Source organism: Deferrisoma palaeochoriense (assembly GCF_054656955.1).
The window spans coordinates 38,838-45,884 of the sequence record NZ_BAAHXI010000029.1 but is presented as its reverse complement, the minus strand read 5'-3'; the positions used below and the strand labels follow the sequence as shown (position 1 = coordinate 45,884).

The following is a 7,047-nucleotide window of genomic DNA, read 5'->3' as shown; positions in this document are numbered from 1 at the left end:
GAGCTTCCAAAGAACTTCGGCTAGGCGGCTGGGCTGCTTCCAAAGAACTTCGGCTAGGCGGCTGGGCTGCTCGGCAGCTAGGCGGCTAAGAACATTCGGGATTCCGGCGCCAGCGGCTGCCCCAACCTGTGGGAGCGGCTTCCAAGCCGCGACGCCCTTTCTTTCGGGCCTTCGGCCCGGGTCGCGCCTTGGAAGGCGCTCCCACACCGGCGCCGGCCCGGGCGTTGCCTTCCTCCGTTGTAAGGCCCCGCAGTGGCCCGGGGGACCTCCATGGACCTTGTTCGCCGGCTGACTCGATGGGTCGGGATGCCGACCTGGAGCCGCGACCCGGCCGGGGTGGAACGATTTCTCTGGGAACTCGAGCCCCTTTTCGCGAAACTTGGGGCGGAGACCGAGCTCGTTTCCCTGCCGGCCTGGCACACCCGCGACGAGGCGGGTGAACCCGTGACGTTCGTGCCGGCCCCGGCCCTTTGGGTGACCCGAAGGCCCGAGGCGCCCTGCCGAGTGCTCTTGGTCACCCACGCCGACACGGCCCTCCCACCCTCCGCCCCCTCTCCCCCCGATTCCCGGAGATCGGACCGGTTGTGGGGCGTGGGAGCCCTCGACGACAAAGGGGGCATCCTGGTGCTGTGGGAGGCGCTCCGGCGGTGCGAAGCCGATTCCGGCACCTCGCCGGAGATCGGCTGGTCGGTCTGGATCGCCCCCGACGAGGAACTGGGATCCCCCTGTTCGGGGCCGGAACTCCAAAGGCGTGCCGCCGGCCACGACCTCGCCCTCGTGTTCGAACCCTCCCACCCCGACGGGGCCCTCGTTTCCGACCGCGACGGGTCGGGGAACTACATCGCGGTGGTTCGCGGGCGGCGGGCCCACGCGGGCCGAAACCCCGAACGGGGGCGAAACGCCGTCCACGCGCTGGCCGCCCTGGTCGTAGAGTTGGACGAACTCGGGAGAGCCGAACCGGAGCTGCGGATCAACGTCGGGGAGATCCGGGGCGGGGAGGCGGTCAACGTGATCCCCGACCGGGCGGTGGCCCGGTGGAACGTCCGGGCCCGGACCCCGGAGGCCGCGGCCCGGTTCGAGAAGGCCCTGGCGGCCGTCCACGCCCGGGTGGCAGCCCGGTTCGGGGTGACGATCGAGATCGAGGGCCGGTTCGGCCGGCCGCCCCGCCGTCTGGACGCCAGGGCCCTGGCCGTTTACCGGGCACTGGTCGCCTGCGCCGCGGACCTGGGCCGGGAGCTCACCTGGAGGCCGAGCGGTGGGGTTTCAGACGCCAATCTGCTCACCGCACTGGGCCTCCCCTGCGCCGACGGCCTCGGCCCCCGGGGAGACGGCATGCACACGGCGGAGGAGTGGGTGGCCGTGGAGAGCCTCGAGGAGCGGGCCGCATTGGTGCACGCCTTCCTGTGCCGGCTCGAGGCCGGAGTTCCGTGGAACTCCGGCTAGGCGGCCCGTCGGCCAGGCGGCCGGGCAGCCGGGATCGCCGTTGGACCCCGCCGAAAACGGGGCTCCCACCGGGGATTTCGTCCCGGCCGTGGCCCTTCCCGCGGTAAGGCCCCCGGGGGGGCCCCTGGTAGGAGAGACACCTTGGACACCCTGAACCCTTTTCGAACCGACCCCGGGATCCAGAAACTCCGGGAAGGGCTGCTCCGGAGGATCGCCGAACTCCAGGCCGACCTGAGGGGCGTGCGCCCCCCGGACCCCGCGAGGGCCGAGGCCGCCCGGGCGCGGATCGAGGCGTGGTCCGAACTCCGGGGAGGGCCCCTCGCCCTCCCCTACCTGGCCACCGGCCGGGGCCGGGGGCCCCTGGTCGAGCTTGTGGACGGCAGCGTCAAATACGACATGATCGGGGGAATTGGGGTCCACTTCCTGGGCCACGGCCACCCGGCCCTCCTCGAGGCCGCCCTCGACGCGGCCCTCGAGGACGTGGCCATGCAGGGGAACCTCCAGCAGGGCGGGGTCGTGCCGGCCCTGGGCGAGGACCTCCTCCGGCTCGCGAACGAGGGGGGCGCGGCCCTTCGGCACGTGTTCTTCACCACGAGCGGGGCCATGGCCAACGAGAACGCGCTCAAGCTCGCGTTCCACCGCCACGCGCCGGCCGACCGCCTTCTCGCCTTCGACGGCGGGTTCGCGGGCCGCACCCTGGCGCTCGCATGGGTGACCGACCGGCCGGGCTACCGCACGGGTCTCCCCCCCACCCTGGCCGTGGACTACGTGCCGTTCTTCGACCCCGGGGATCCCGAGGGGAGCACGGCGCGGGCCCACGAGGCCCTTTGCCGCCACCTCGATCGCTACCCCGGCCGCCACGCCGCGATGATCTTCGAACTGGTGCAGGGGGAACGGGGGTTCTATCCGGGCACCGCGGAGTTTTTCCGTCCCCTCATGGCCGAACTGCGGGACCGCGGCGTCGCCGTGGTGGTGGACGAGATCCAGACCTTCGGCCGCACCCACGCTCCCTTCGCGTTTCAGCACTTCGGGCTCGACGACCTCGTGGATCTCGTGACCGTGGGGAAGATGACCCAAGTGTGCGCCACCCTGTTTCGGTCGGAGTACCGGCCCCCGGCGGGCCTGGTGAGCCAGACCTTCACCGGGGCCACCGCCTCCTTCTGGGTGGGCCGGGCCGTGGTCCGGGAGATCCGCGAGGCCGGCCTCTTCGGGCCCGGGGGCCGAAACGCACGGGTGGAGGCGTTCTTCCGCGAACGACTGGGCCGCTTGGCCGAGCGGATGCCCGAACGGATCCGGGGCCCCTTCGGGCTCGGGGCGATGGTGGCGTTCACCCCCTTCGACGGCTCCGAGGCCGCGGCCAAGGCCACGGTGCAGCGCCTTTTCGACGAGGGGATTGTGGCGTACACGGCCGGCCACGACCCGGCCCGGGTCCGGTTCCTGGTGCCCGCCCCGGCCGTCTCCGAGACGGACCTCGAGGCCGTGGTCGGGATCGTGGAACGGGTGATCGAGGGAGGGCCGCCATGATGGTTCTTCGGCCGGTGCGCGTGGACGACCTGGAGGCCGTGGTGGGGCTGGTGGGGGCGTCGGGTTACGGGCTCACGAGCCTGCCCAAGGACCCCGACCTCCTGGCCGACCGGGTCCGGGACGGGGCCGAGGCCTTCGGCCGCGAGATCCGGAAGCCCGGGGGGGAGTCGTACCTCTTCGTCCTCGAGGATCTCGAGACCGGCGCGATCGCCGGCACGAGCGGCATCGTGGCCAAGGTGGGCGGGTTCGAGCCCTTCTACACCTACCGCCTCGAAACCCACGAACTCGTCTCTGAGGTCCTGGGAATCCGCCGAGAGATCCGGTGCCTGCACCTCGTGCGCGAACACAGCGGACCGTGCGAGATCGGGAGCCTCTACCTCTCCCCCGCGTACCGGCGCCACGGCAACGGCCGCATGCTCTCCCTCGGCCGGTTCCTCTACATGGCCTGCCAGCCGCACCGGTTCGAGCGGGTGGTGATCGCCGAGATGCGCGGCGTGGTGGACCCGGCCGGCCGCTGCCCGTTCTGGGAGGCCATCGGCCGGCACTTCTTCGGCATCGATTTCCCCAAGGCCGACTACCTAAGCGTGCGGGACAAGCGGATCATCTCGGAGCTCATGCCGACCCATCCGATTTACGTGCCCCTTCTGCCCCGGGAGGCCCAGGAGGTCATCGGCCGGGTCCACCCCGAGACCGAGCCGGCGCTGGCGCTCCTCCGGCAGGAGGGGTTCGAGCCCCTGGGATTCGTGGACATCTTCGACGGGGGTCCCGTGGTCGGATGTGACCGGCCCGCCATCCGCACGGTCCGGGAAACCCGCGTGGTGCCGGCCGCTCCCGCCGCCCGGCCCGCGGACGGCGTGCCCCACCTCGTGGCACCCCACCCCACGGGGGTGCCCATCGTCTCGGTTCCCCTTCCCGCCGGGGCGGCCGAGGCGCCCCTCGACGGGGAAGCCCGAGCCGTGCTCGGCGTTTCACCCGGGGATCCCGTGGCCTGCGCACCCCTGCGGCCGGGGGGAACGGCCTGATGGGCCGGCTCTGGGTCGGCGGCCGGTGGATCGGGGGCCGGGGTCCGGCGTTCCGACGGACCGACCCCGCCACGGGCGAGGAGGTCTGGACCGGGCGCGAGGCCGCGCCGGAGCAGGTGCGAGAGGCCGTTGCCGCCGCGGCGCGGGCCGCGCCCGGGTGGGAGGAAACCCTTCGGGAAGATCGCCTCCGGGTGCTCCGCCGGTTCCAGGACGAACTCGCGGCCAGCCGGGAGGAACTCGCCCGCCGGATCGCCCGGGAGACCGGGAAGCCCCTGTGGGAGTCCCGCGCCGAGGTGGATGCCGTGCGGGCCAAGGTGGACCTTACCGAGGCCTCGTTCGCCGAGCGGTGCTCGCACGTCCCCGTGGACCTGGGCGGGGCCGTGGGACGGGTGGAACACCGGCCCCTGGGGGTGGTGGCGGTGCTCGGCCCCTTCAACTTCCCGGCCCATCTGCCCTCGGGCCAGATCGTGCCCGCGCTCCTCGCCGGGAACGCGGTCGTCTGGAAGCCGAGCGAACTCACCCCGGGAACCGGCGAACTCCTGGCCTCCCTGTGGGAGGCGGCGGGCCTGCCGCCCGGGGTCCTGAACCTGGTCCAGGGGGGCGCGGCGGTCGGCCGCGCCCTGGCCACGGCTCCGGGGGTGGACGGGGTGTTCTTCACGGGCGGCGTGGCCGGGGGCCGAAGGCTCCACCGGGCGCTGGCGGGCCGGTTCGAAACCCTTCTCGCCCTGGAACTGGGGGGCAACAACCCGCTCGTCATCTGGGACGACGTGCCCGACGAGGGGATGGCGGCGGTCCACGCCCTCCTTTCGGCCTTCCTGACCACGGGTCAGCGGTGCACCTGCGCCCGGCGTCTGATCCTGCCCCGCTCCCGGGGAGGCCGCCGGATCCTCGACGCCGTGGTGGAGGGGGCCCGCGGGCTCCGGTTCGGCGCCTGGCACGAGGAACCCGAACCCTTCGGCGGCCCCCTGGTCACCCGGCGGGCCGCGCTCACGATCCGCCGGGCCTGGCACCGGCTCGTGGCCCAGGGGGGCCGGCCGCTCCTGGAACCCCGCATCCTCCGCCCCGGCGGGGCGTTTCTGTCGCCGGGGGTGGTGGACGCCTCGGGCCTGGGACCGGCCGATCCCGACCGGGAGTGGTTCGGCCCGCTCCTGCGGGTGTACTGGGCCGGGACCTTCGACGAGGCGGTCCGGCTCGCGGGCGCCACGGCGTTCGGGCTCGCGGCGGGGCTCCTCACACCCGACCGCCGCAAGTTCGAGCGGTTTCAGCGCGGCCTCCGGGCCGGGGTCATCCACTGGAACCGCCCCACCACCGGGGCGAGCGGGCGGCTCCCGTTCGGGGGGCTGGGCGCGAGCGGAAACCACCGGCCCCTGGGGTACTGGGCCGTGGACCAGTGCGCCGACCCGGTGGCGATCCAGGAGGCGGAACTCACGGCGCCCCCAAACCTTCCGCCGGGCGTTGAGTTTGGGCCTCTCGCAACGCCCGCCAGGCTCGCCACGAAGATCCGCGAAGATCGTGGCATTCGTCGCGAGCGTGGCGTGAGATAGGAAGCCGCCGTTGCCCGGTCGGGGCGTGTACTTCAGGCCTCTCGAACGCCCGCCAAGCTGGCCACGAAGATCCCTGAGGTTCGTGGCGTGAGTCCGAAGGGGTGCGGATGATGCAGCCTCCCGACAAAGCGGTGGAACTCCAGCTCGACGGTCTGGTGGGGCCCACCCACCACTACGCCGGGCTCGCGTACGGCAACGTCGCCTCGATGACCCATCGGGGGTCGCCCTCGAACCCGCGGGCCGCGGCCCTCGAGGGGCTGGCCAAGATGGAGCGGGTCATGGCCCTCGAGGTGCCCCAGGCCGTGCTGCCGCCCCAGGAACGGCCCCATCTCCCCACCCTGCGGGCCCTCGGGTTCCGGGGATCCGATGCCGAGGTCCTGGAGCGGTGTTATCGGGACGCCCCGGACCTCCTCGCCGCGGTTTCCAGCGCCTCGAGCATGTGGGCCGCGAACGCCGCCACCGTGACCCCTTCGGCGGACGCGGCCGACGGCCGGGTGCACTTCACCCCGGCGAACCTCGTGACCCACTTCCACCGGTTCCTGGAGGCCGAGGGAACCCACCGGGCCCTTCTTCGGATCTTCCCGGACCCCGCACGGTTCGCCGTCCACCCGCCGCTCCCCCCGTCCCCGGCCCTTGCCGACGAGGGCGCCGCCAACCACATGCGCCTGGCACCCGCCCACGGTTCGGCGGGGATCGGGGTGTTCGTGTACGGCCGGAGGGCGCTGCGGGTGGAGGGCCGGGAACCGGCCCGGTTTCCCGCGCGCCAGGCCCTGGAGGCCTCCGAGTCCGTCGCCCGCCGCCACCGAACCCCGCCCGAGCGCACCGTGTTCTTGCGCCAGAACCCCAAGGCGATCGACGCCGGAGTGTTCCACAACGACGTCGCCGCCGTGACCAACGAGGACGTGCTCCTCTGCCACGCCTCGGCCTGGGCGGACCCGGGCGCAGCCCGGAAGCTGGCGCGGGGGTTCCAGCAGGCGTTCGGCCGGCCGCTCCACCTCTACCGGATCTCGGAACGGCGCCTACCCTTGCGGTCGGCCGTGGCGACCTACCTCTTCAACAGCCAGATCCTGACGCTCCCCGAGGGCGGAATGGCCATAGTAGCCCCGACGGAATGCCGGGCCGACCCCGAGGCCCGGGGGATCCTGGCCGAGCTCGTGGAAACCCAGGGCCCGATCCGGGCCGTCCACTACGTGCATGTGCGCCAGAGCATGCGAAACGGCGGCGGCCCCGCCTGCCTGCGGCTCCGGGTGGTGCTGACGCCCGAGGAGTTCCGGGCCGTGCACCCGGGCGTGCTCCTCACCCCCGATCTTCTGGAGGCCCTGCGCGATTGGGTGAACCGGCACTACCGGGACCGCCTGGTGTTCGACGACCTCCGGGACCCGCAGCTCCTGCAGGAGGTGTACACCGCCCTTGAGGAACTGGCCCGGCTTCTGGATCTCGGGCCGGGCTTCTACCCCTCCCTCTGAGGCCCGGGCTTGGCCCCGAGGCGGTCCGGCAGCGGCCGGCCAAGCGCG

The 7,047-nt window shown here is 73.1% G+C and carries 5 protein-coding genes; all 5 read left to right on the top strand.

Annotation, left to right across the window (positions count from 1 at the left end; all coding sequences use genetic code 11):
• Positions 1-270 precede the first annotated feature (270 nt).
• Positions 271-1,443 carry a hydrolase gene (locus tag ACYQ8L_RS09745; protein ID WP_459941597.1) on the top strand — a complete coding sequence of 391 codons (1,173 nt, stop codon included), beginning with the start codon at positions 271-273 and terminating at the stop codon, positions 1,441-1,443.
• A gap of 141 nt (positions 1,444-1,584) precedes the next feature.
• Positions 1,585-2,967, top strand: coding sequence for an aminotransferase class III-fold pyridoxal phosphate-dependent enzyme (locus tag ACYQ8L_RS09740; RefSeq protein ID WP_459941596.1), 1,383 nt, complete (start codon positions 1,585-1,587; stop codon positions 2,965-2,967).
• Positions 2,964-3,989, top strand: coding sequence for an arginine N-succinyltransferase (locus ACYQ8L_RS09735; protein ID WP_459941595.1), 1,026 nt, complete (start codon positions 2,964-2,966; stop codon positions 3,987-3,989). Before ACYQ8L_RS09740 ends, ACYQ8L_RS09735 begins: the two co-directional genes overlap by 4 nt.
• Positions 3,989-5,533, top strand: a complete 1,545-nt coding sequence (locus ACYQ8L_RS09730) for a succinylglutamate-semialdehyde dehydrogenase (protein WP_459941594.1) — start codon at positions 3,989-3,991, stop codon at positions 5,531-5,533. The genes ACYQ8L_RS09735 and ACYQ8L_RS09730 overlap by 1 nt, the downstream gene beginning before the upstream one ends.
• Positions 5,534-5,643: 110 nt before the next feature.
• On the top strand, positions 5,644-6,999 hold the full coding sequence (astB, locus tag ACYQ8L_RS09725; protein WP_459941599.1) for an N-succinylarginine dihydrolase: 1,356 nt from the start codon (positions 5,644-5,646) through the stop codon (positions 6,997-6,999).
• Positions 7,000-7,047 lie beyond the last annotated feature (48 nt).

Coding starts and splice junctions, on each gene's coding strand:
- ACYQ8L_RS09745 (WP_459941597.1), top strand. CDS start 271: ATGGACCTTGTTCGCCGGCTGACTCGATGGGTCGGGATGCCGACCTGG.
- ACYQ8L_RS09735 (WP_459941595.1), top strand. CDS start 2,964: ATGATGGTTCTTCGGCCGGTGCGCGTGGACGACCTGGAGGCCGTGGTG.
- ACYQ8L_RS09730 (WP_459941594.1), top strand. CDS start 3,989: ATGGGCCGGCTCTGGGTCGGCGGCCGGTGGATCGGGGGCCGGGGTCCG.
- astB (WP_459941599.1), top strand. CDS start 5,644: ATGCAGCCTCCCGACAAAGCGGTGGAACTCCAGCTCGACGGTCTGGTG.